The 22,819-nt window shown below is 71.7% G+C and carries 18 protein-coding genes; 8 read left to right on the top strand and 10 right to left on the bottom strand.

Going from position 1 to position 22,819, the window contains the following annotated elements; translation table 11 throughout:
- Positions 1-47: 47 nt before the first annotated feature.
- Complete coding sequence (locus tag ACLF6P_RS03410; RefSeq protein ID WP_415947952.1) at positions 48-698, bottom strand: fasciclin domain-containing protein; 651 nt, start codon at positions 696-698, stop codon at positions 48-50.
- Positions 699-860: 162 nt separating this feature from the next.
- Here ACLF6P_RS03410 and ACLF6P_RS03405 point away from each other — a divergent pair, with 162 nt between their 5' ends.
- Positions 861-2,582: a sulfite oxidase gene (locus tag ACLF6P_RS03405; protein WP_415947950.1), complete on the top strand. Its 1,722-nt coding sequence runs from the start codon at positions 861-863 to the stop codon at positions 2,580-2,582.
- 164 nt (positions 2,583-2,746) lie between these two features.
- Here ACLF6P_RS03405 and ACLF6P_RS03400 read toward each other — a convergent pair whose 3' ends face one another.
- Entirely contained in the window at positions 2,747-3,784 is a 1,038-nt protein-coding gene (locus ACLF6P_RS03400; RefSeq protein WP_415947949.1) for a MerR family transcriptional regulator, read from the bottom strand.
- A 325-nt stretch (positions 3,785-4,109) separates the two neighbouring features.
- Here ACLF6P_RS03400 and ACLF6P_RS03395 point away from each other — a divergent pair, with 325 nt between their 5' ends.
- Positions 4,110-4,754 carry an RNA polymerase sigma factor gene (locus ACLF6P_RS03395; protein WP_415947948.1) on the top strand — a complete coding sequence of 215 codons (645 nt, stop codon included), beginning with the start codon at positions 4,110-4,112 and terminating at the stop codon, positions 4,752-4,754.
- A 40-nt stretch (positions 4,755-4,794) separates the two neighbouring features.
- Here the strand turns inward: ACLF6P_RS03395 and ACLF6P_RS03390 are convergent, their stop codons facing one another.
- From ACLF6P_RS03390 to ACLF6P_RS03380, 3 genes are all read right to left on the bottom strand, one after another.
- Complete coding sequence (locus tag ACLF6P_RS03390; protein ID WP_415947947.1) at positions 4,795-6,183, bottom strand: cryptochrome/photolyase family protein; 1,389 nt, start codon at positions 6,181-6,183, stop codon at positions 4,795-4,797.
- A gap of 90 nt (positions 6,184-6,273) precedes the next feature.
- Positions 6,274-7,959: an SDR family oxidoreductase gene (locus ACLF6P_RS03385; protein ID WP_415947945.1), complete on the bottom strand. Its 1,686-nt coding sequence runs from the start codon at positions 7,957-7,959 to the stop codon at positions 6,274-6,276.
- 228 nt (positions 7,960-8,187) lie between these two features.
- On the bottom strand, positions 8,188-10,272 hold the full coding sequence (locus ACLF6P_RS03380; RefSeq protein WP_415947944.1) for an MMPL family transporter: 2,085 nt from the start codon (positions 10,270-10,272) through the stop codon (positions 8,188-8,190).
- Between the two features lie 104 nt (positions 10,273-10,376).
- Here ACLF6P_RS03380 and ACLF6P_RS03375 point away from each other — a divergent pair, with 104 nt between their 5' ends.
- The 4 genes from ACLF6P_RS03375 (at position 10,377) to ACLF6P_RS03360 (ending at position 14,063) form a co-directional block, all read left to right on the top strand.
- A complete protein-coding gene (locus ACLF6P_RS03375; protein WP_415947943.1) occupies positions 10,377-10,868 on the top strand; it encodes a MarR family winged helix-turn-helix transcriptional regulator in 492 nt (163 codons plus the stop codon).
- A 99-nt stretch (positions 10,869-10,967) separates the two neighbouring features.
- Positions 10,968-11,267 carry a hypothetical protein gene (locus tag ACLF6P_RS03370; RefSeq protein ID WP_415947942.1) on the top strand — a complete coding sequence of 100 codons (300 nt, stop codon included), beginning with the start codon at positions 10,968-10,970 and terminating at the stop codon, positions 11,265-11,267.
- A 424-nt stretch (positions 11,268-11,691) separates the two neighbouring features.
- Positions 11,692-11,919 (top strand): DUF7848 domain-containing protein, encoded by a 228-nt coding sequence (locus ACLF6P_RS03365; protein WP_415947941.1) that lies wholly within the window; start codon positions 11,692-11,694, stop codon positions 11,917-11,919.
- A gap of 116 nt (positions 11,920-12,035) precedes the next feature.
- Positions 12,036-14,063, top strand: coding sequence for a thioredoxin domain-containing protein (locus tag ACLF6P_RS03360; RefSeq protein ID WP_415947940.1), 2,028 nt, complete (start codon positions 12,036-12,038; stop codon positions 14,061-14,063).
- A 115-nt stretch (positions 14,064-14,178) separates the two neighbouring features.
- Here ACLF6P_RS03360 and ACLF6P_RS03355 read toward each other — a convergent pair whose 3' ends face one another.
- Both ACLF6P_RS03355 and trhA read right to left on the bottom strand, forming a co-directional pair.
- Positions 14,179-14,907, bottom strand: a complete 729-nt coding sequence (locus ACLF6P_RS03355; RefSeq protein WP_415947939.1) for a Mut7-C RNAse domain-containing protein — start codon at positions 14,905-14,907, stop codon at positions 14,179-14,181.
- 169 nt (positions 14,908-15,076) lie between these two features.
- A complete protein-coding gene (trhA, locus tag ACLF6P_RS03350; protein ID WP_415947938.1) occupies positions 15,077-15,736 on the bottom strand; it encodes a PAQR family membrane homeostasis protein TrhA in 660 nt (219 codons plus the stop codon).
- A gap of 268 nt (positions 15,737-16,004) precedes the next feature.
- On the opposite strand from trhA, the gene ACLF6P_RS03345 reads away from it, so the two are divergent.
- Together ACLF6P_RS03345 and ACLF6P_RS03340 are read left to right on the top strand one after the other, a co-directional pair.
- Positions 16,005-17,822, top strand: coding sequence for a phosphoenolpyruvate carboxykinase (GTP) (locus ACLF6P_RS03345; protein ID WP_415948044.1), 1,818 nt, complete (start codon positions 16,005-16,007; stop codon positions 17,820-17,822).
- Positions 17,823-18,031: 209 nt separating this feature from the next.
- Positions 18,032-18,439 (top strand): SCO4983 family protein, encoded by a 408-nt coding sequence (locus tag ACLF6P_RS03340; protein WP_415947937.1) that lies wholly within the window; start codon positions 18,032-18,034, stop codon positions 18,437-18,439.
- Positions 18,440-18,458: 19 nt separating this feature from the next.
- Here the strand turns inward: ACLF6P_RS03340 and ACLF6P_RS03335 are convergent, their stop codons facing one another.
- The 3 genes from ACLF6P_RS03335 to ACLF6P_RS03325 form a co-directional block, all read right to left on the bottom strand.
- On the bottom strand, positions 18,459-19,670 hold the full coding sequence (locus ACLF6P_RS03335; protein WP_415947935.1) for a pyridoxal phosphate-dependent aminotransferase: 1,212 nt from the start codon (positions 19,668-19,670) through the stop codon (positions 18,459-18,461).
- A gap of 201 nt (positions 19,671-19,871) precedes the next feature.
- Complete coding sequence (locus ACLF6P_RS03330; protein ID WP_415947934.1) at positions 19,872-21,515, bottom strand: N-acyl-D-amino-acid deacylase family protein; 1,644 nt, start codon at positions 21,513-21,515, stop codon at positions 19,872-19,874.
- A 10-nt stretch (positions 21,516-21,525) separates the two neighbouring features.
- The coding region (locus ACLF6P_RS03325) for an alanine racemase (RefSeq protein WP_415947933.1) at positions 21,526-22,819 on the bottom strand (1,294 nt) is incomplete at its 5' end.

Genomic DNA, 22,819 nt, shown 5'->3' with positions numbered 1-22,819 from the left:
TCCCGTGGGCTCTCGGACGCCGGCTCCCGTGCGTCAGCTCCCGCGGGTCACTCGGGCATGAGGACCGAGTCGATGATGTAGACGGTGGCGTTGGCCGTCTGCACATTGCCGCAGACCACGTTGGCCGAGTCGGCGACCTCGAAGGACTCGCCGGAGCCGGAGGTGGTCACCTCGGTCTGCGCCAGGGTCTCGAACGTGCCGTTCTCCAGGTCCTGCGGGGCAAGGTTCTCGCCGACCACGTGATGGGTGAGGATCTTGGTCAGCTGCTCCTTGTCGTTGAGGACCTTGTCCAGGTCCTCCTTCGGGATCTCGCCGAAGGCGTCGTTGGTGGGCGCGAAGACGGTGATGTCCTTCGCGTTGTTCAGGGTGTCGACGAGACCGGCCTTCTGCACGGCCGTGACCAGGGTCGACAGGGCCGGGTTGTTGGACGCGGCGGTGGCGACCGGGTCCTTGGCCATCCCGTCGAACGAGCCCGCGCCGTCCTCCGGCACGGACGCACAGGCCGGACCGAACGGACCGGCCATCGCCTCGGCATCCGCGGAGCCGGGGGTCCCGGACTCCTTCTCCTTCGCCGCGGATGCCGGGGTGCTGTCGGAAGCCTTGTCCTGGGAATCGCTGTCGGAGCAGGCGGTCAGGGCAAGCGGCAGCATGGCGGCAGCAGCAACGGCGACAGCTGCACGACGGAGACGATTCTGCATGGCAATCCCTCATCGATCGGATTCGTAAGAGCCCTCTGCTCTCTTCACGTGGGAATTCGGGGCGGGCGCGGAGGCGGATTGGTCCGTCTCGAAATGTGTTCCGCCATCACCCGTTCGGCCCCAACCGGCAAGCCGGAACCGGCGCGAGTACGGATTCCCCGTATGGAGGACGACATGGACGACTGCATGGACGACGGCATGGAAGCCCAACGGCCGGGCACCGCACCTCTCGGCAGCGGCAGCGGCAGCGGCAGCGGCAGTGGCAGTGGCAGTGGCAGCGGTGGTAGCGGTAGCGGCGGCCGCAGGCGGAGCCTGGGACGGCTCTCCCTGGGAGCTCTGAGCGGCCTGCTCGCCGGGTACACGGCGCTCGCGGTCGCCGAACTCGTCGCCGCCGCGGTGCGGCCGGAGTCGGGGCCGGTCGTCGCGGTGGGCGGCGCGGCGATCGACCGGACGCCGTCCGCCGTGAAGGACTGGGCGATCCGCGAGTTCGGCACGAACGACAAGCTGGTGCTGCGACTCGGCATCCTCGCCGTGCTCTGTGCCCTGGCCCTGTTCCTCGGCGTGCTCGCGACCCGTCGGCGTCGGACCGGCTCGCTCGGCGTCCTCGTCATCGGTGCCGTCGGCGCGCTGGCCGCCACCAGCCGGCCCGACTCGACGGGCGTGGCCGACGCACTGCCGTCCGTGGTGGGCGCCCTGGCCGGCGCCGCGCTGCTGTACGGGCTGACCGGACGGCTGGAACCCCGCACCGCAGCCGCCACGGACGGGACGGAGCCGGGGGCCCGGACGGACTCCGGCTGGGACCGTCGCGGCTTCGTCATCGCCGCGACCGCTGCCGCAGCGGCGTCGACCGGCGCCGGGGCGGCGGGCCGGGCCCTGAGCGGATCGCGGGCCCGGAGCGCCGCCTCCTCGCGCGAGGACGTGATCATCCCTCCGCCGTCGTCCCGAGCCACCCCCACACCTCGGGGAGCCGCGCTGCGCGTCAAGGGCATCAGCCCGTACGTGACGCCCAACGACGACTTCTACCGCGTCGACACCGCCCTGGTCGTGCCCAGAGTCGACGCCACCACCTGGAAGCTCCGCATCCACGGCAGCGGAGTGACCCGCGAACGGACCCTGACCTTCGACGACTTGCTCAGGATGCCGCTCGTCGAACGCACCATCACCCTGACCTGCGTCTCGAACGAGGTCGGCGGCCCGTACATCGGCAACGCCCGCTGGATCGGCGTCCCCCTGGCCGAACTGCTGCGCCAGTGCGGCGTCAGGCCGCCCTCCGAAGGCGGGCCCGCCGACCAGCTCGTGGCGCGCTCCGTGGACGGCATGACGCTCGGCACGCCCGTCGAGGACGTCATGGACGGACGCGACGCGATGCTGGCCGTCGGCATGAACGGCGAGCCGCTGCCGTTCGTCCACGGCTTTCCCGTACGCATGCTCGTGCCCGGCCTGTACGGCTACGTCTCGGCGTGCAAATGGATCCAGGACATCGAGCTGACCACCTTCGACGCCTACGACACCTACTGGGTGAAACGGGACTGGGCACAGCGCGCTCCGGTCAAGACCCAGTCCCGGATCGACACCCCCAAGCCGTTCGCCCGCCCCGCCGCGGGCACCGTCATGGTCGCCGGGGTCGCCTGGGCACAGCACCGCGGCATCGACAAGGTCGAGGTCAGGGTCGACGACGGCCCGTGGCAGGAGGCCCGGCTCGCCGCCGAGGACACGAAGGACACCTGGCGTCAGTGGTCGTACGAGTGGCAGGCCGCCAAGGGCGGCCACACCCTCACCGTCCGGGCCACGGACCGCACGGGCGAGACCCAGACCGAACGCCGCACCCGCACCATCCCGGACGGCGCGTCGGGCCGGCACTCCGTCGTGGTCACCGTCGACTGAGCGAGACCTCGGGGCCCGTTGTGCGGGCGAGACCTCGGGGCCCGTTGTGCGGGCGGGATCTTCGTTCCGTTGTGCGGGCGGGACCTCCGCGTCGCCGTACGGGCGGGACCCCGTGCACCGATGCGGGCGGGAACTCCGCGCCGTCGTTCCGTGCGGGCCGGCGGCTACCTGCCCGTACGGAAGAGCGATTCCAGGAGCGCCAGGCCGGAGGCGAGTCCCGTGAGGCGGCCCGCCCCGGGCTCCGGGGGAGTACCGGCCCAGCCCGGCCCCGCCAGCAGGGCCGGCGGATGGCTCCGGGCGCCTCGTACGCCCCATTCGAGAGTGAGGAGCGCACGCACCACGCTCGGATCGGCGGTCGTCCTGGACTGGGACCAGAGGACGACGGCAGCGGGGCCGACGCGCCGGGCCGCCGACTCCAGGGCCTTCGCCGGCACGGCGGCCCCGAGGATGCGGGTGGGCAGCCCCCGCTCGGTCAGCGCCGCCCACAGAGCTTCGATCGGCAGGCTGTGCTGCTCCTGCGGCATGCAGGCCAGCAGGACCGGGGGGCGACGGTCCGCGGCCGGGGCGGTCGTCGCGCGGAGCATGGACGACACATGCCAGGACAGCAGGTGTTCCACCTCTACGTACGACTCGTCCGACGCCGACCACTTACGGCCGACGGCGTGCAGGGTCGGCGCGATGATCTGTTCCCAGGCCACCACGATCCCGTACGTGTCGATCGCGGAGCGGAGCTGGGTCTGTACCGCCGGGGCGTCGAGCCGCACGGCGGCGCGCGCCAGGCCCCGGCTCTCCGGCCAGACCTGGCCCAGCGGCAGCTCGCGGAAACCGCCCGGCGTGCGCTGCGGAGTTCCGGGCACGGGCACGGGCGCCGGTGCCGGGGGCCGGTCCGTTGCCCGGCCGCCGTCCGCCATCGCCAGCCGGGCCGCTTCCGCGGGCGCGACGCCCTGCGCGGTCAGCCGGCACATGTGCTCCATCCTGTCCACGTCGTCGGGGGACCAGCGGCGGTGGCGTCCTCGTTCACGGCGGCTCGGGCCGATTCCGTAGCGGCGCTCCCAGGTGCGCAGTGTCGTCTGCGCGACACCGAGCCTTCGGGCGAGCGCCCCGGTGGTCAGGGCTGCCCCGGCGGGTTCGTCCGTCTCGGATGACGGTGCCCCGGACCGGCGAACCGCTTGTCGGCGCGCGTCCGCGTCTCCGTGTGTCACGCCCGCCTCCGTCATCACGGCCGGCCGGAGGACTCTCCCGCGGCTCGGCGCACTCTTCCTTCTCCGCGCCCTCGTCCGGCTGTTCGGCCGCAGTCGGCGGCTTGGACGCACCGGGAGGAAAGCGAAACACAAGCAAGGAAAGCGACGCACAAACGACGCATCTTGCGCACCGGATTTCCTCGAGATCACTGTGGTGGAAGCCGCGCGACGAGGCGTCGCCTGGCACGTCAGCACAGCCGACGTGAGCACAGCTGACGTCAGCACAGCGACATGAGCAAGGCCGACGTGAGCAAAGCCCGGTGGAGCTGTCCGAGGAGTGTTCGAGATGACCGCGACACAGATGGTGCGCTCCGAGCCCGCCACGTCAGCAGCGACGGAAGGCGGCCCGGCCCCCGAGCCCGGTCCGGCCACCGGCCCGGGCCTTCGGAGCGATCAGCTGATCGCCGAGGCGTTCCTGCGAGGTGACGAGGACGGCTACCGGCTGGTGTACGAGCGGTGGGCAGCCTTCGTGCACGCCATCGCGCGCCGGGCGCTCGGCGACTCCTTCGAGGCCGACGATGTCACGCAGCAGGTCTTCATCGCCGCCTGGCGCACCCGCCGCGGGTTCCGCCCGGAGCGGGGCAGCGCCGTGTCCTGGCTGGCCGGCATCGCCCGGCACAAGATCGCGGATGCGCGCGCGGCACGGGCCCGGCAGGCGAGGCTGGCGGCCGCGGTGCAGTCGGACCGGGACACCGAGCTACGGATTCCGCAGCGGCGCCTGGCACAGCAGGCGGTGGACCGCGTCGTGATCCAGTACGAACTGAGCCGTCTTCCTCCCGCGCAGCGGGAGGTCCTGTGGCTGGCGTTCTACGAGGATCTTCCCCAGTCACAGATCGCCGCCCGCACCGGGCTCCCGCTCGGCACGGTCAAGAGTCACGCCCGGCGCGGGATGCGCACGCTGCGGCTGCGCCTGGAGCAGAGCGGGCGCTGACCTTGCCGGTGGCCCCGGAATCCGCGCACGGGGTGGCCCTTCAGCCGCGGCCGCGTGCCCGCTTGAAGCGGGCAAGCCCGTCGGCGAGGTCGATCAGCGGTTCCGGGTAGCCGAGCTGGGCCCTCGCCTCGCCGGAGAGCCGCCAGGGCTCGTGCACCAGGCGGTCATCGGCACCGGCGAGCTCCGGTACCCATCGGCGGACGTAGGTTCCACGCGGGTCGAAGCGCTTGCCCTGGACCACCGGGTTGAGGACGCGGTGGGGGCGGGTGTCCGTGCCGGTGCCGGCCACCCACTGCCAGTTGAGCTGGTTGTTGACGACGTCCCCGTCGACGAGCAGGTCCAGGAAGTGCCGGGCTCCGATGCGCCAGTCCACGTACAGGGTCTTCGTGAGGAAACTGGCCGTCAGCAGGCGGGCGCGGTTGTGCATCCAGCCCTCGTGGCGCAGTTGGCGCATGCCCGCGTCGATGACCGGATAGCCGGTGCGGCCGTCCCGCCATGCGGCGATCTCCTCGGCCGCGTCGTCCTCGCCACGCCAGCGATCGTGCCGGGTGCGGTAGTCCGCGGCGGCCGCGTCGGGGCGGGCGGCGAGAACCTGGTGGTGGAAGTCGCGCCAGCACAGCTGCCGTACGAACGCCTCCGCTCCCGGGCCGCCGTGCGCGCGGGCGCGCCGGACGAGTTCGACCGGTGAGAGAGCCCCGAAGTGGAGGTAGGGCGAAAGGCGCGAGGTGGCGTCGCCCGCCAGGTCGTCGTGCTGGTCCTCGTACCGGGCGAGGCCGCCGGACCACCACTGGGCGCAACGGGTGCGGCCGGCCGTCTCGCCGCCTTCGGGGAGTCCCGGTGAGGTGGCGCCGACGTCCTTGGCGTCCTTGGCCGACGGCGGGGACTCGCCGCGCGCCGTCTCGGGGACGCGCACGGCGCGCGGCGGCGGCAGCGGGTCGCGCAGCGGCGTCTGCGACCAGCGGCGGAAGTACGGGGTGAACACGGCGTAGTGGTCGGTGCCGGTCCCGGCGGGTGTCACGGCGCCGGGGGCGACGGCGGTGGTCACGCAGTCGTGGACGTGCAGCGTCACCCCCTGTGCGGCCAGCGCCTCGCGCAGCCGCTGCTCGCGCCGGTGGGCATACCCGGTGACGGCGGCGGCCAGGTGCACCTCGGTGGCCCCGCACTCGGCGGTGACGGCGGCGACCTCCCGGGCGACGGGGCCGGTCCGCACCACGAGGCGGCCCCCTCGCTGCCGGAGCCCCTCGTCGAGGTCGGTCAGGCAGCCGGCGAGGAACGCCCGGCGATTGGGCGCGTCGAAGCCGGCCGCGTGCACCGCCGGATCCCGTACGAACAGGGGGACGACCTCGTCCGCGCTGTGCACGGCGGCATGCAGCGGCGGGTGGTCGTGCAGACGCAGGTCCGCGGTGAACAGGACGACCGCGACGGTCATGTGGCCACTCCTGGAGGGGGGTAGGGGTACAGGCCCCTGCGGATCCCGGCTGTGACGCGCGGTTCGCAGGCGGGCCCGGATCACGGGCGGCTATGGGGCGCTTCCGGACTCTTCGCCCGGCGGTCGCGCTTCGGATGCGCTCGACCGGCGACCGGGACGACGACCGAAACCGCGACCCAGGTGACGACCGGAACCGCGACCCAGGCGACGGCCGGAACCGCGACCGGGACGACGACGGCGACGCGCGGGCGCACCCTGGCCGTCCGCCGCGGCTTGGGCGATGTTGCGTGCCATGCCCCCGAACACGGCGGCGTGGAAGGGCGAGACCGACCACCAGTAGGCGTGGCCGAGGAGCCCGCGGGGATGGAACAGGGCGCGTTGCCGGTACCGGGTGCGCCCCTGCTCGTCCGTGTCGACGCGCATTTCCAGCCAGGCCAGGCCCGGCAGCCGCATCTCGGCGCGGAGCCGCAGCAGGCGGACCGGTTCGATCTCCTCGACCCGCCAGAAGTCCAGCGAGTCACCGGCCCGCAGCCGTTCGGCGTCGCGCCGTCCGCGGCGCAGCCCGACGCCGCCGAACGACCGGTCCAGCCAGCCGCGTACGGCCCAGGCGAGCGGGAAGGAGTACCAGCCGTTGTGGCCGCCGATTCCCTCGATCACCTTCCACAGGGCCTCGGGTGGCGCGGCGACGGGACGTTCGCGTGCGTCCTCGTACAGGCTTCCGCCCGCCCAGTCCGGGTCGGTGGGCAGCGGGTCGCTCGGCGCGCCCGGTACCGCGGCGGAGGACCAGCGGGTGCTGACCTGGGCCTCGCGGACCCGCCGGATGGCGAGGGCCAGTGCCTCGTCGAACGGCAGCGGGCAGCCGGGCGGGTCGGGTACGTAGCGGGCGATGTCGTGTTCGCCGCAGACCACCTCGTGCCGCAGCGATTCGGTGAGCGGGCGGGCGATGGAGGCGGGAACGGGGGTGACGAGCCCGACCCAGTGGCTGGAGAGCCGGGGTGTGAGGACCGGGACGGGGACGATGACACGCCGCCGCAGCCCGGCGACGGCGGCGTAGCGGCGCATCATGTCCCGGTACGTGAGCACATCGGGCCCGCCGATGTCGAAGGCCCGGTCGACGTCGGCGGGCAGGCGGGCCGAGCCGACGAGGTAGCGCAGCACGTCACGGACGCCGATGGGCTGCGTACGGGTGTGCACCCAGCTGGGGGTGACCATCACCGGCAGGCGCTCGGTCAGGTAGCGCAGCATCTCGAACGACGCCGATCCCGAGCCGATCACCACGGCCGCGCGCAGCACGGCGGCGGGCACCGGGGCGTCGAGGAAGATCCGGCCGACTTCCGCACGGGAGCGCAGGTGGGGCGAGAGGGAGCGTTCGGGGACCCCGTACGGGGTGAGCCCGCCGAGGTAGACGATCCGGCGGACCCCGGCGGCGTGCGCCTGCTCGGCGAAGATGAGGGCGGCGCGCCGGTCGGTCTCCTCGAAGTCCGGACCCGTGCCGAGGGCGTGCACCAGGTAGTAGGCGACGTCGATGCCCCGCAGCGCGGCGGCGACGGACCCGGCGTCCGTGACGTCGCCGCGTACGGCCTCGATCCGCGGGCTCCAGGGGTGGTCGCGGAGCTTGCCGGGGGTGCGGACCAGGCAGCGGACGCGGTGGCCCGCGCCGAGCAGCTCGGGTACGAGCCGCCCGCCGATGTATCCGGAGGCCCCGGTGACGAGGCAGTGCAGCGATTCCCGCCGCCCGGGCACTCCGTTCGTCCTGCCGTTCGTGCTCGCGCTCATGGCTGACTCCTCGGGCCGTCCGGGCTCTTCTCGGGACCGGCCGGTCATCACCGGACTCGTACGGTCCCTGCGCTCCTCCCGCCGGAAGGAGGCGGCCGCGGGCGCCAGTCGCCGGCAGCCGGCAGCCGGTCGCCCACAGCCCTACCTGACTACTTCGGAGCGACCGGCGCACCCGGACGCACCCGTCAGGCCCCGGATCCGTCCGCCGTCAGGCCCCGGACCCGTCCGTCATGCCTCGCCCCGACGCGCGAGCGCACTCGGCCACCAGGCGCGCGGGCCGATGTCGAGCACCAGCGCGGGCACCAGGAGCGAGCGGACGACCAGGGTGTCGAGGAGGACGCCGAACGCCACGATGAAGGCGATCTGTACGAGGAAGGCCAGCGGGATGACCATCAGCGCGGCGAACGTCGCGGCGAGCACGACACCCGCCGAGGTGATCACTCCGCCGGTCGTGGTCAGCCCGCGCAGGACTCCCTGCCGGGTGCCGTGGAGCAGTGCCTCCTCCCGTACCCGGGACATCAGGAAGATGTTGTAGTCGACGCCCAGCGCCACCAGGAAGACGAATCCGTAGAGCGGCACCGAGGCGTCCGTGCCGCTGAATCCCCACAGGTGCTCGAAGACGAGCGTCGACACCCCGAGCGTCGCGAGGAAGTTGAGCGCGACGGTGGCGACCAGCAGGACGGGGACGAGGAGCGAGCGCAGCAGGAGGACGAGGATCAGCAGGATGATGCCGAGGACGATCGGGATGATCAGGGCCCGGTCCTCCGCGGCCGTCCGCTGGGTGTCGTACCGCTGGGCCGTGTACCCGCCGACCAGCGCGTCCGCGCCGTCGACCTGGCGCAGCCCTGCCCGCAGCCGCTCGACCGTCTCCTTGGCGGCATCGCTGTCCGCCGCGTCCGTCAGAGTGGCGTCGATGCGTACGCGCCCGTCCACGACCAGGGGCTCACCGGCCCCCGGCCGCCCCGTGCCGGACAGCGGCACGGCCGAGGCCACGCCCTCGGTCTGCTCCGCGGTGGCCCGCACCTCTTCGGTCCGGTCGGCGGCGGCGATGATGACAGCCGGGTTGCCGGAGCCGCCGGGGAAGTGTTCGCCGAGTGTCTGCTGGGCGGCAACCGAAGGAGCGTCGTTGACGAAGATCTCGTCGAGCGGGACGCCCTTGGCGGACAGCGAGGGGGCGAAGGCCGCGAACACGCCCAGGGCCAGCGCGGTCACCAGCCACACGCGCCGCGGGCGGCGGTCCACGGTCGAGGCAACGCGCTGCCACACACCGTGCCCCTCGGCAGCGGCATCCGTCTCCTTCGGCTTCGACGGCCAGTAGGCGGCCCGTCCCAGCAGGGCGAGGGCCGCCGGCAGGAACGTCACGGTGGCGAGCACGGCGCAGGTGACACCGATGGCGCCGACCGGTCCGAGGGCGCGGTTGTTGGTGAGGTCGCTCGCGAGCAGGGCCAGCAGGCCGAGGGCCACCGTGGCCGCACTCGCCGTGATCGCGCCGAGGGACCTGCGCAGGGCGGCCGGCGCGGCCGCGAACCGGTCGCCGCGCAGGGCGAGTTCCTCCCGGAAGCGGGCGGCGAGGAGCAGCGCGTAGTCGGTCGCCGCCCCGATCACGAGAATCGACAGGATGCCCTGCACCTGGCCGTCGACCCGCACCACGCCCCGGTCCGCGAGCGCGTAGACCACGGCACAGGCGAGCCCCAGGGCGAACACCGCGCTGAGGATGATCACCAAGGGCAGCAGCACGCTGCGGTAGACGAGCAGCAGGATCAGCAGTACGGCACCCAGGGCGACGCCGAGCAGCAGCCCGTCGATCCCGGCGAACGCGTCGGACAGATCGGCCTGGCTTGCCGCCGGGCCCGCGATCTGCGCCGTGACACCCGGTACGCGCTCCGCCGCCGCGCGTACGTCGTCGAGGACCTCGGGCAGTTCCTCGCCGAGGTCGGGCTTCAGCGGCACCACGGCCTGCAGGGCCGCTCCGTCGTCGGAGACCAGGGCCGGCGAGGGGCGTTCGGCGATCCCGGTCCGCCCGGCGAGCCCGGCGACGGCTTCGGTGGCCGCTCGTCGCTGCTCGCCGGTGACCGGTCCGCCGTCCGTGCTCCAGACGACGACGGCGGGCAGGGTCTCGGACCGGTCGAACGCCTCGTCGGCCTTCAGCACCTGGGTCGACTCGGCGCTCTGCGGCAGGAAGGCGGCCTGGTCGTTGGTCGCGACCTCGCCCAGCTTGCCCGCGTAGGGGCCGAGCGTGCCGCCGATCCCCAACCAGACGATCAGCAGGACGAGAGGTACGAGCCACCTGGCCCAGCGCGGTGCGGTTCTCATGACTTATCCCCAGCGGACAGCGGACAGCGGACGGAGAAGAGACTCGCTGCCCATTAAGTCGACAGTCAAGTATCTCAATGATTGAGTGATCGTACCCTGGACGCATGAGCGGCCTCGGCGCACCCACACCCCCCCTTCCCGACGACAGCCCCCTCGGGTTGCAGTCCTTCGCGGTCCTGCTGCGCCGGATGAACGGCGAGTTCAACCGGATCGCCCACGAATTCGCCCATGCACAGGGCCTGCACCTCACCGACGTACAGGCTCTGATCGCGATCCTCGACGCCGAGGCGGAAGCCCCGGGCGAGCCCATGACGCCCAGCCGCCTCCGGCGGCAGCTCAACCTGACCTCAGGAGCGGTGACCGCCTGCCTCGACCGTCTGGAGAAGGCCGGACACGTCCGCCGGGTCCGGGCGGCCGACGACCGCCGAGTGGTGCACCTGCACTACGAGGAGGCGGCCAGGGCGCTGGCGAGGGAATCCTTCCGGCCCCTGGCTCGCGCGGCCGATGCCGCCAGGCGCCACTTCAGCGCGGAAGAACTCCGCGCCGTCGCCAGGTTCCTGGCCGAGATGAACCAGGAGCTGGCCCTTTCGCGGTGAGGCGCGATGCGCGATGCGCGATACGCGATGCGCGACATGCATGCGCGACATGCCGACGGCGGATGGCATCGCCGGTGCCCCGTTCCCCCGCAACGCCCGATGGACGAGGAGCGCTTCGAGGAGCTGAGCGAAGGACAGCGCGCTGTCATCGAGAGCATCACCGCGACCCTTGAGGCGCTGGACGCGGAGGCAGACCTCTCGCCCCTCACACAGGTCGACACCCTGCGTGAGGCGTGGGAAGCGGCGGATATGGCGGACAAGCGGATGCTCCTGAAGTGCGCCCTTGGGAAGCAGGGCATCGCGGTCAAGCCCGCCGCGCGGCAGGGGGACCACACCCCGATCCTGGAACGGCTTGAGTTCGACTGGCTGTCGAAGAAGGGCACAACCACCGAGAAGTGAGTTCGAAAAACAAGGCTGGGCCTTCGGGCCCGGCCTCGTTCTGTTCTCCGGTAGGCGATCTGCTCACCCGTCTCCGAGTGAGGGCGTCTACGCCCTGTGTGAGGGTACTGGGACAGCACGGATGGGCCCGCCGCCTCTCCACGTGGTGACGAAGTGACGGAATGACGGTTTGGTTCGATTCCATGCAAAGAACCCAAACGCCATCTGTCTATGAGGGGTAACCGGGATTCAGGGTCACTTCATCACTTCGTCACCGCCCGCGCTTCCCGCCGCTCACGTGCTGCCCCGGCTGTCTGTCCGGGGGCTTCTTCGCGACCCCACTGCGAGCCCCGCCGTGTACTACCCCTTCACCGGTTCCTTGGAAGACGAGATAGCCGCACTCCGACTGTAACGTCTACCTTCGCCGGCATCCGGAGGGACACTGATGACCCGTACAGTCATGCGCTACGTGGACCACACCATCAGGCACGTGCCAGACGGCGGGATCACCGCACAGCTCTTCTGCCTGACCGTGGGTTGCGGTGAGGACTCCGGCCCCCAGGGCGACCTGAACGACGCTCAGGACTGGGCGCTGAGACATACCGGCCGGACCGGTCACGACATGTTCCGCCGGGAGTACACCGACCATGCACGCGTGACCCGCGCCGAGTAGAGCCCGGCCCGCTGGGCGACGGCGAGCAGGACAGTTCAGCGGTTCGGCCCGGCCCCGTTCGTGCGCTGCCCCGTGGCGCATGGGCGGGGCGGCGTCGCGTCCGCAAGGATGGGGGTATGCCGAACCGACTTGCGCAGGCCACGTCTCCGTACCTCCTCCAGCACACCGACAACCCCGTCGACTGGTGGCCATGGGAGGCCGACGCGTTCGAAGAAGCGAGGCGGCGCGATGTCCCGGTGTTCCTGAGCGTCGGGTACAGCGCCTGCCACTGGTGTCACGTCATGGCGCACGAGTCCTTTGAGGACGAGGTCACCGCCGCGTACATGAACGAGCACTTCGTGAACGTGAAGGTGGACCGCGAGGAGCGGCCCGATGTGGATGCCGTGTACATGGAGGCCGTGCAGGCGGCGACCGGGCAGGGCGGTTGGCCCATGACGGTGTTCCTGACGGCGGACAAGGAGCCGTTCTACTTCGGTACGTACTTCCCGCCCGAGCCCCGCCACGGCATGCCCTCCTTCCGGCAGGTACTCGAAGGCGTGCACCAGGCGTGGGCCGACCGGCGCGGCGAGGTGGCCGAGGTCGCGCAGAAGATCTCGCGGGATCTGGCTTCCCGCGAGTTCACCCAGGCGGAGACCGAGCCGCCCGGCGAGGCGCAGCTCGCGCAGGCGCTGCTCGGGCTGACGCGGGAGTACGACGCCACGTATGGCGGGTTCGGGGGTGCGCCGAAGTTCCCGCCGTCCATGGTGGTGGAGTTCCTGCTGCGGCACCATGCGCGCACCAGGTCCGAGGGCGCGCTGGAGATGGCCACGGACACGCTGGAGCGGATGGCGCGCGGCGGGATCTACGACCAGCTCGGCGGCGGCTTCGCGCGCTACAGCGTGGACCGGAAGTGGGTGGTCCCGCACTTCGAGAAGATGCTTTACGACAACGCGCTGCTCTGCCGCACCTACGCCCACCACTGGCGCACCACCGGCAGTGAGCTGTCCCGGCGGATCGCCCTGGAGACCGCCGAGTTCATGGTGCGGGAACTGCGCACCAACGAGGGCGGATTCGCCTCCGCGCTCGATGCGGACAGTGAGGATCCCGTCTCGGGGGAGCAGGTCGAGGGCGCGTACTACGTGTGGACCCCGGAGCAGCTGCGGGAGGTGCTCGGGGAGGTCGACGGCGCGCTCGCGGCCTTGCACTTCGGCGTGACCGAGGAGGGGACCTTCGAGGAGGGCGCCTCCGTGCTCCAGCTCCCGCAGGGTGATGGGATGGCGGACTCGGAGCGGATCACGGAGATCCGGCGGAAGCTGCTCGCGGCGCGCGAGGAGCGTCCCGCGCCGGGGCGGGACGACAAGGTGGTGACCGCCTGGAACGGGCTCGCGATCGCCGCGCTCGCCGAGACCGGCGCGTATTTCGGCCGGCCGGATCTCGTCGATGCCGCGATCGCCGCCGGGGATCTGCTCGTACGGCTGCACATGGGCCCCGACGCACGGCTCGCCCGCACCTCGAAGGACGGGCGGCGCGGCGACAGCAGTGGGGTGCTCGAGGACTACGCGTGTGCCGCGGAGGGTTTTCTCACGCTCGCGGGGGTGACCGGGGAGGGCGTCTGGCTGGAGTTCGCCGGGTTCCTGCTCGACCTCGTGCTCGACCAGTTCACCGCCGAGGACGGTTCGCTCTACGACACGGCGCACGACGCCGAGCAGTTGATCCGCCGCCCGCAGGACCCGACCGACAACGCGACCCCGAGCGGCTGGTCGGCGGCCGCGGGCGCGCTGCTCACGTATGCCGCGCACACCGGCGCCGAACCCCACCGTACGGCCGCCGAGCGGGCGCTCGGGATCGTACGGGCGCTGGGGCCGCGGGCGCCGCGGTTCACCGGGAACGGGCTCGCGGTCGCGGAGGCGCTGCTCGACGGACCGCGGGAGGTCGCCGTGGTCGGGGACCCGGCGCAGGAGAGCACGCGTGAACTGGTGCGCGCGGCGCTGCTCTCGACGGCTCCGGGCGCGGTCGTCGCCTTCGGACAGGGCCGGGAGCTGCCGCTGCTCGTGGACCGTCGGCTGGTGGACGGCGCGCCCGCCGCGTACGTGTGCCGCAATTTCGCCTGCAAGGCCCCCGTCACCACCGTCCAGGAACTGAGCGAGATGCTCGCGCGGCCCTGAGCGGCTGCGGTGGACCGGCCCGTCGCTCAGGCGGAGCCGATCCGGACGGCGGGTGTGACGCGCTCCTCGGATTCCGACCAGCGGTCCGTGGACCTGCCGCTCACGGCCGACGGGCTCACGCCCCCGCCCGCACCCGCATCGCCTCCGCCACGATCGCCTCCAGCTTGTCGTGGTGGGCGCCGCGCCAGTACACCCGCTCGCATGCCCCGCACTGGGCGAAAACGTCCTGGGTGCGCCGCGTTCCCGCCTCCACGAGGTGCGCGACCTCGCCCTTCGCCACCGGCGTGAGCAGCCCGTTGCACGCCGTGCAGCGCGTCCACGGTGCGAGGGCGGGCTCGAAGCGTTCCAGTACGTCCCGCAGCTGCTCGTCGGGCCGGTCGCTGTACATGTACGCCCCGGCCCACAGCTCCCGCCGCCGCAGCAGCCCCCGGTCCCGGCTCAGCAGCACCCGCTGCTCCCGCGCCGACTGCGCTGCCAGCGCCGGGTCACCGATGTCCGTGGATTCGTATGCCGTGTCCACGCCGAGCAGCCGCAACCGTCGCGCGAGCGTCCCGAGATGCACGTCGAGCAGGAAACGCAGCGGCGCTCCGGGTACGGTCTGCGGTCGTTCCACGGCGCTCACCGTCACCCGCTCGCCCGCGCGCGGAATGTGCCCGGCCGCCACCTCCGCGCCGTCCACGAGCAGCCGCCCCACCTCGGTGAGCGGTACGCCGAGGGATTCGACGGCGTGGCCGAGCGTCGAGGAGCCGTCGGTGGTCAGCCGGCTGGGGGCGCCACGGCGCTCGTGCGGAAGGAAGAGCGCGAGTCCGGGCGCGAAGTCCACGATGATCTCAGGTCCGTTCACCGGACAAGAATGCCACCGCGAGTACGTCGGTGGCCTGGCGTTTTCCGGTCCGTTTCCCGGGAGTTCGCCGGCGGACACGTGCCGGGCGTTCGCCGGCAGATACGTCCCGGGAGTTCGCCGACGGACACGTCCCGGGAGTTCGCCCCCGAGCCCACCGCGACGGGTCCGCTCAGGCGTGCTGGTACGCCACCAGCGAGATTCCCACGTAGTGCGTCACGAAAGCCGCCAGCGTGAACGAGTGGAAGACCTCGTGGAAGCCGAACCAGCGCGGGGACGGGTTCGGCTTCTTCAGCCCGTAGATCACACCGCCGGCCGTGTAGAGCAGCCCGCCGACGATCACCAGGACCAGGACCGCGATGCCGCCCGCACGCATGAACTCCGGCAGGAAGAAGACTGCGGCCCAGCCCATCGCGATGTAGCACGGCGTGTAGAGCCAGCGCGGGGCGCCGACCCAGAACACCCGGAAGGCGATGCCGGCGAGCGCCGCCGCCCAGATCGCCCACAGCAGCGGCCGCGCGGTGGAGCCGGGCAGGAGCAGCAGCGCGAGCGGCGTGTAGGTGCCGGCGATGATCAGGAAGATGTTGGCGTGGTCGAGCCGGCGGAGTACCGCCTCGCCGCGCGGCCCCCAGGTGCCGCGGTGGTAGAGCGCGCTGACGCCGAAGAGCAGGCAGGCCGTGAGGACGAAGACGGCGGTGGCGACGCGTGCGCGGGTCGAGTCGGTGAAGACGATCAGCGCGAGCCCGGCGATCAGCACCGCGGGGAACATTCCCGCGTGTAGCCAGCCCCTCATTTTGGGCTTCACGAAGTGCGTCAGGTCCCGAGTTGTCATGGACTGAATGCTACCTACGGGCCCGTAGGTGGAATGCCCTCGTGTGCGCACTCTCACGGATGCCCGGGTACCTGCGGGCTCGTGGGTCACTGTGAGCCCGTAGGTCAAATGTCCGGCTGTGCCCATGCTCACGTGTGAAGCCCCCTGGACAGATGGGCGAAATCGGCAGATGATCAAATGAGTGCGGGCGGCACCGGATGAGCGGCAGGCGGTATTCGGGTCGCAGCCCCCAAGGGGCAACCAACAAAAACATCCTCATCAAGGAGCGATCGTGGCGCACACCGCCCCCACCAAGCACGCCGAACTCGTCGCCTGGGTCGACGAGATCGCCGCCCTCACCCAGCCTGACCGGGTGGTCTGGTGCGATGGATCCGAGGCGGAGTACGAGCGCCTCGCGGAAGAACTCGTCGCCAAGGGCACCTTCAGGAAGCTCGACCCGGTGAAGCGCCCGAACTCCTACTACGCGGCCTCCGACCCCAGCGACGTCGCCCGCGTCGAGGACCGTACGTTCATCTGCTCCGAGAAGGAGGAGGACGCCGGCCCCACCAACCACTGGAAGGCCCCCGCCGAGATGCGGGAGATCTTCGAGGGCAAGGAGGGCAACGGAGGCGTCTTCCGCGGCTCGATGCGCGGCCGCACGATGTACGTCGTCCCCTTCTGCATGGGCCCGCTCGGCTCGCCGCTGTCCGCGATCGGCGTCGAGATCACCGACTCGGCGTACGTCGCCGTCTCGATGCGCACCATGACCCGCATGGGCCAGGCGGTCCTGGACGAGCTCGGTGAGGACGGCTTCTTCGTCAAAGCCGTGCACACCCTCGGCGCCCCGCTCCAGGAGGGCGAGGCGGACGTGCCGTGGCCGTGCAACACCACCAAGTACATCTCGCACTTTCCGGAGTCCCGCGAGATCTGGTCGTACGGCTCCGGCTACGGCGGCAACGCGCTGCTCGGCAAGAAGTGCTACGCGCTGCGTATCGCCTCCGTCATGGCCCGTGACGAGGGCTGGCTCGCCGAGCACATGCTGATCCTGAAGCTCACTCCGCCGCAGGGTGAGGCCAAGTACGTGGCCGCCGCCTTCCCCTCGGCCTGCGGCAAGACCAACCTCGCCATGCTGGAGCCGACCGTCCCCGGCTGGACGGTCGAGACCATCGGCGACGACATCGCCTGGATGCGCTTCGGCGAGGACGGCCGCCTCTACGCGATCAACCCCGAGGCCGGCTTCTTCGGCGTCGCCCCCGGCACCGGCGAGCACACCAACGCCAACGCGATGAAGACGCTCTGGGGCAACTCGGTCTTCACGAACGTGGCGCTCACCGACGACGGCGACGTCTGGTGGGAGGGTATGACGGAGCAGACCCCGGCCCACCTCACCGACTGGAAGGGCAACGACTGGACGCCCGAGTCGGAGACGCCCGCCGCGCACCCGAACGCCCGCTTCACCACGCCCGCCGCGCAGTGTCCGATCATCGCGCCCGAGTGGGAGGACCCCAAGGGCGTGCCGATCTCGGCGATCCTCTTCGGCGGCCGCCGTGCCTCGGCGGTGCCGCTGGTCACCGAGTCCTTCGACTGGAACCACGGCGTCTTCCTCGGCGCCAACGTGGCCAGCGAGAAGACGGCCGCCGCCGAGGGCAAGGTCGGTGAGCTGCGCCGCGACCCCTTCGCCATGCTGCCGTTCTGCGGCTACAACATGGGCGACTACATGGCCCACTGGGTCAAGGTCGGCGCCGACGCGGACGCCTCGAAGCTGCCGAAGATCTACTACGTGAACTGGTTCCGCAAGAACGAGGCGGGCAAGTTCGTCTGGCCGGGCTTCGGTGAGAACTCGCGCGTCCTGAAGTGGATCGTGGGCCGCCTCGAAGGCAAGGCGGAGGGCGTGGAGACCCCCATCGGCATCCTGCCGACGGCGGACTCCCTGGACACGGACGGCCTGGAGCTGCCCGCCGAGGACCTCGACTTCCTCCTCACGGTCGACAAGGAGGTCTGGCGCGAGGAGGCCGCCCTGGTCCCCGAGCACCTCAACACCTTCGGTGACCACACGCCCAAGGAGCTGTGGGACGAGTACCGGGCGCTGGTGCAGCGCCTCGGCTGAGGTTTGCAGTTCCCTCCCCGTGCCCCCGAAGCCTCGTCCGGCTTCGGGGGCACGGGTGTGTCCGCAAGGGGGTGCGGGTGTGTCCGCAAGGGGGTGCGGCAGCCGGGAGGGGTGTCGTCTTGAGTCTGCGAGGGATGCCGTCTTGAGTCGGCTCAACTTTAGACTGAATCCAAGCTAGGATGTCTTCATCCCTGCTTGGAGGTCCTGAGATGTACGAGCCGATCCGTGCCAAGTCGGTGCACACGCCGGGCCGCGCCGAAGACTTCCCGCACCGCAGCCGCGAGGAGGAGCTCGAGCTCCAGCTGGCGGGCCACTTCGCCGCACTGCTCGCCGTGACGGACGAGCTGCGGGTGCTGAGCCCGTCCGCCGACCTCGACGAGGCCGCGGCCGAGTTGACGGCGGCGGTCACCCGCCTGCGCGGCGGCCACGCACCGGTACGCGCGGCCGTCGCCACCGCCATCCACGAACCGCACACCCCCGCCCTCCACCAGCGCGCCCACGCCCTGGCGGGCCGGGCCCTGGTGGTGGCGGCATCGCGCGCGGACACGGCGGCTGCGATCCTGGCGGCACGCCGCATGGACGCGCACGCGGAGGCTTCGAGTCTCGTGGTTGCGTGAGGGCTGGGCCCTCCGGGGCTCACACCTGGCTGTAGCCGTCCAGGAAGCGTCCGATCCGTGTCACCGCGTCCGCGAGATCCGTCGCCTGCGGGAGCGTCACGATGCGGAAGTGGTCCGGGTCGGGCCAGTTGAACCCCGTCCCCTGGACGACCATGATCTTCTCGGCGCGCAGCAGGTCGAGCACCAGCTGCCGGTCGTCCTTGATCTTGAACACCTTGGGATCGAGCCGCGGGAACAGGTACAGGGCTCCCTTGGGCTTCACACAGCTCACGCCCGGAATCTGCGTCAGCAGCTCGTACGCCGTGTCCCTTTGTTCGAGGAGCCGCCCGCCCGGCAGCACCAGATCGTTGATCGACTGCCGCCCGGTGAGCGCCGCGACCACCCCGTGCTGCCCGGGCATGTTGGCGCACAGCCGCATGTTCGCGAGGACCGTCAGCCCTTCGATGTACGAGGAGGCATGGGCGCGCGGCCCGGAGATGGCCATCCACCCGGTCCGGTATCCGGCCACCCGGTACGCCTTCGACATCCCGTTGAACGTCAGCGTCAGCAGATCCGGCGCGAGCGCGGCGGTCGGCGTGTGCGTGGCACCGTCGTAGAGGATCTTGTCGTAGATCTCGTCGCTGCAGACGAGCAGGTTGTGCCGCCGCGCGATGTCCGCGAGCCCGCGCACGACGTCATCGCTGTACACGGCCCCCGTCGGATTGTTCGGGTTGATGATCACGAGCGCCTTGGTGCGGTCGGTGACCTTCCGTTCCACATCCGCGAGATCCGGCATCCAGTCCGACTGCTCGTCGCACCGGTAGTGCACCGCCGTACCGCCGGACAGCGAGACCGCCGCCGTCCACAGCGGATAGTCGGGCGCGGGCACGAGCACCTCGTCGCCGTCGTCGAGCAGCGCCTGCATGGCCATGACGATCAGCTCGGAGACCCCGTTGCCGATGTACACATGCTCGACATCGGTCTCCACGCCGAGCGTCTGGTAGTGCATCATCACCGCGCGCCGGGCGGAGAGCAGCCCCTTCGCATCGCCGTATCCGTGCGCGGATCCGACGTTGCGCAGCACGTCCTCCAGGATCTCCGGCGGGCAGTCGAAGCCGAACGCCGCCGGGTTGCCGGTGTTCAGCTTGAGAATCCGGTGCCCTGCCGCCTCCAGCCGCATGGCCTCTTCGAGAACCGGGCCCCGGATCTCGTAGCAGACGTTGGCAAGCTTCGTGGACTGGATCAGCTGCATACGGCAACTTTACGAGCGTCTCCCGCCCCGGCGCGGGGACTTTCCCGCGGTCCGGCCCGCCCGCCCGCGGGCTCGCCCCGGTCCGCCTTCCATCGCAATGCGAGGGACGTCGGGCGCGTACGGAATGCCGGATTACGGGAGGGGCGGGGCTTGGATGTGCCGGGGCGGAACGGGGGAGTGACGTCCGCCACCCGCGGTCCGTCAGCTGGACCGTACGGACCCCGCGGACCCCGCGGACCGGGTGTACGAAGCGGACCGCACCGACCGCCCGGCGAGCACATCCGTCCGCTTCCCGTCCTCGATCACGAAGCGGCCGTCGATCAGGACGTGCGGAATGCCGACCGGCAGGGTGCGGGGCGCGTCGAAGGTGGAGCCGGCGGCGACCGTGGCCGGGTCGAAGAGGACGAGGTCCGCGCGGTGGCCCTCGCGGACCAGGCCGCGGTCCGCGAGGCGCAGCCGGGCCGCGGGCCGGGAGGTGAGATGCGCGACCGCCTCCTCCAGGGACAGCACGCCCAGCTCGCGCGCGTACCGCCCGAGGTAGTGCGGGAACGTGCCGTACGCGCGCGGATGCGGCTTGTCGCCCTGCAGGATGCCGTCGCTGCCGCCCGTGTGCACCCGGTGCCGCATGATCCGCCGGACGTTCTCCTCGTGCCCGACGTGCTGCAGGATCGTCGAGCCGAGACGGTCCTCGACGAGCAGCCGCCGGGCGATGGCCCAGGGTTCCTCACCGCGCAGCCGGGCGGACTCCTCGACCGTCCTGCCGACATACGCGGCGAGCGCGGGCTCGGCGACACCGCTGATCTCGACCGTGGCCCAGTCGACCGGCACGCCGTGACAGCCGTCCGCGCCGATGACCTCCAGATGCCGCCGGATCCTCGCCGCCGTCCCCTCGTCCCTCAGCCGCGCGAGGACCGCCTCGGGCCCGCCCTCGCCCGCCCAGCTCGGCAGCAGGGCGACCAGGGTCGTACAGCCCGGGGTGTACGGGTACGAGTCGAGGCTGATGTCGGCACCCGCGTCGAGGGCGGAGTCGAGCAGCGCCAGCAGCTGTGGGGCGCGGCCCTTGTTGACGCCGAAGTTCAAGGTGGCGTGCGCGAGATGCAGCGCGCAGCCCGCCTCACGCGTCAACGCCACCATCTCCTCGTACGCCCGCAGCGCGCCCGCCCCGTACGAGCGGTGGTGCGGGCAGTAGTAGCCGCCGTGGCGGGCGACGACCTTGCACAGCTCGGTGAGTTCGGCGTCCGGGGCGTACATCCCGGGTGTGTACGTGAGTCCTGACGACATGCCGACCGCGCCCTGCTCCATGCCCTCGGCGACGAGCTGCCGCATCCGGTCGAGCTCGCGCGGTGTGGCCTCCCGGTCCTCCCAGCCCATGACGTACATCCGGACCGTGCCCTGGGGAACGAGGTACGCGGCGTTGACGGCGATGCCCTGCCGGTCCAGGCGGTCCAGGTACCCGCCGACGGTCCGCCAGTCGAAGTCGATGTCGGCGCCGTCGCCGTTCCAGCCGGTGATGGCCCGGCGGACCTCGGCGAGCGTGCGGTCGTCGACCGGGGCGTAGGAGAGGCCGTCCTGGCCCAGGACCTCCAGGGTGACGCCCTGGGCGGCCTTCGCGCTGTGGTCGGGGTCGCTCAGGAGGGCGAGGTCGCTGTGGGCGTGCATGTCGATGAAGCCGGGGGCAAGGGCGAGGCCGTCGGCCTCGACGCTCCGGCGCGCGTGCGGGCGCGGCCGGCCGTCGCCCTCCGGCCGGATCTCGGCGATCCGGCCGCCGCGCACGGCGACGTCCGCCCGGTACGAGGGGGCTCCCGAGCCGTCGACGAGGCGGGCACCGCGGATGACGAGGTCCACGGCGCGCGGCTCAGAAGTAAGTGCGGATGAAATCGACGACCGTTCCGTCCGCCTCGACCAGAGGGATCAGCTGCCACTTGTCGAACGACGTGCACGGGTGGGACAGACCGAAGCCCACCCAGTCGCCGACCTCGACCGCGTCAGCGCTCTCGGTCGCCAGCCACGCGTGCTGGTCGGAGAGCCCGGTGACCGTGATCCCGTTCGCGGGCCGCACCACCCCGTCCTCCGCCGAGCGGACGACCTGCGCGACCGGCAGGTCGAGATCGTGCGCAGCGTCCCGCTTCCCCGCGTTCACGAAGGCCTGCGCGGGCGTCGGACGGGACACCACCTGCGCCCACAGCCGGAACGCCGGCTCCAGCGCACCCTCCTCCGGGACCCGGTTGAACGGTGTCAGCCGCCGGTAGTGCGCGTCGTCGTGGGAGACGTACGCGCCCGAGCGCAGCAGCTTCAGGACGGGCGCCGAGAGCGCCGGAATCTCCGCGAACACCTCCGCCACCGCGTCGAACCACGCCGATCCGCCCGCGCTCACCACGATCTCGTCGAGCCCGGCGAAGTACCCGGCCTTGTCGAACTCCGCCGCGAGCGCGACGAGCCTGCGCAGCCACGCCGTGACGGACTCCAGGCTCGCCTGAGGCACCTCGCCCTCGTAGCCGGCGACGCCGACGAGCCGCAGCGTGTCCGCCGCGGCCACGGCGAGCGCGATCTCCGCGCACTCGGACTCGGTACGGGCCCCGGTCCGCGCGCCGTCACCGGCGCCCAGTTCCACCACGACGTCGACCGGCCGGGTCGCGCCCGCCGCGGCCAGGGCGGTGTGCATGAGCCGCACACCGCGTACGGAATCCACGTAGCAGACGAGCCGGAAGTCCTCGTCGGCGGCGAGTTCCGCCGCGATCCAGGCGAGGCCCGCCGCGTCCACGACCTCGTTGGCCAGGAAGACCCGCCGCACCCCGAAGGCGCGTGCGACCCGTGCCTGGTGCGGGTTGGCGAGGGTGATGCCCCATGCGCCGTACTGCTCCTGGCGGGCGAAGAGCTGCGGGGCCATGGAGGTCTTGCCGTGCGGGGCGAAGGCGAGGCCGTGCTGCTGTGCGTAACGCTCCATCAGCCGCAGGTTGTGCTCGACGCGTTCGGCGGAGAGGGCGAGGACCGGGGTGGTGAAGCCGCCGGTGAAGAGGTTGCGGCGTTCGGCGGCGAGCTCGCCGAGGGGGAGGCCCTCGGCGTCGGGCGGCAGGCCCTTGAAGCGGAAGTCGGCTCTCTCGGATGCGAGGGCGGCGAGCGGGGTGACGGAGGTGGTGGGGGTGGTGGGG

The sequence above is a fragment of the Streptomyces lothianensis genome (assembly GCF_047779955.1).
GTDB lineage: Bacteria > Actinomycetota > Actinomycetes > Streptomycetales > Streptomycetaceae > Streptomyces.
Note: the sequence above shows the minus strand (reverse complement) of the source record. Positions and strands in the feature narration are given on the sequence as shown.